Below are 1,059 nucleotides of genomic sequence, written 5' to 3' on the forward strand. Positions count from 1 at the left end.
AACAACTCCTTAAAGATTTATTTAATAATGTTTGGGTTGCCAATCATTAGAGGTATCATCAGTAGATTCTAATTCTCCTTTTTCTACGAGCATATTGAGAACATCGCAGAGGTCTCGCATAATTTTTTCTAATGTTTGATTTTCTGTGTTATCTGGAGTCTCTACGAATTTAGCTCGTATAGTATTCTCTTTTGTTTCAACGTCCCATATCCATATATAAGACTTATCATTTATTGTAAAATCCCAAATACTCACATCAGGTCCTAAAAGATAGTCTTTATTTAATACCACATTATAATGTTTGTATTGTGCCAATGCTTCAATACAAAAAGGACAAACTTCTTCTTTGCAATAGAAGTTTTCTATCGTAAAGTCTAAATGATTATGTCTTTTCCAAAGATACTTTGAATAGGAAATCCTTTTTGTTTCTTCAGTTTTACCCATTATCTTTCTCCTCATTTAAATTAAAATTCTTATTATGGTTTGATACCAAATTCTCTATTAATGTTAGGATTAGTGCGCTGTGAAGCCTCAATGGTGTAATTATAAATATCCTCCATATTTGTTAATCCCTCCTTGTCTTTTACATATTCTATCCATTCTTCCCAAGTCCTGTTTTTTCTGTTATTTTCAAGTTCTTCTGCTTTTTTCTTATCTTTCATCTTTTCTCTTGCAGCTTTTCTAGCTTGATTGCGAAAATTAAAATGAAACTTTGCCCTTTCTTCAAGGGTTAAGATTCGACTACCAAGCTCTTTCATTTTGGCAACTTCATTGACATACCACTTTCTAGTTATTGTATTACTCATAGATTCTGATGCTATATTATTATACCTCTTACTTTGTGCGTTTAAATACCTATTGCCTTGCAATTCTGAAGCGAATCTTACACCTTTAATTACTAAATTTTTTCCCATAACTCCAGCAATACTCAAAAAATATCCACTTACATCAATAAGCCCCTCTTCTTTGTATTCAATAGGCGCATAGATATACAATGTATTACCTACCTTATGATTAGGATTCTCTATAAAAGCATAAATCCTTATTGTTTGATTGAGC

At 31.4% G+C, this 1,059-nt stretch carries 2 protein-coding genes; both read right to left on the minus strand.

Annotated elements, in window-relative coordinates; all coding sequences use genetic code 11:
* Positions 1–21 precede the first annotated feature (21 nt).
* Complete coding sequence (locus tag LS66_RS09950; RefSeq protein WP_034368622.1) at positions 22–444, minus strand: hypothetical protein; 423 nt, start codon at positions 442–444, stop codon at positions 22–24.
* Between the two features lie 32 nt (positions 445–476).
* Positions 477–1,059: hypothetical protein (locus LS66_RS09955; protein ID WP_236097032.1), on the minus strand; the 583-nt coding region annotated here is incomplete at its 5' end.

The organism is Helicobacter sp. MIT 03-1614 (genome assembly GCF_000762925.2).
In the GTDB taxonomy this organism is placed as follows: domain Bacteria; phylum Campylobacterota; class Campylobacteria; order Campylobacterales; family Helicobacteraceae; genus Helicobacter_C; species Helicobacter_C hepaticus.

Bases quoted from the DNA above. Each gene is read 5' to 3' on its own strand.
- LS66_RS09950 (WP_034368622.1), bottom strand. From the start codon at position 444: ATGGGTAAAACTGAAGAAACAAAAAGGATTTCCTATTCAAAGTATCTT.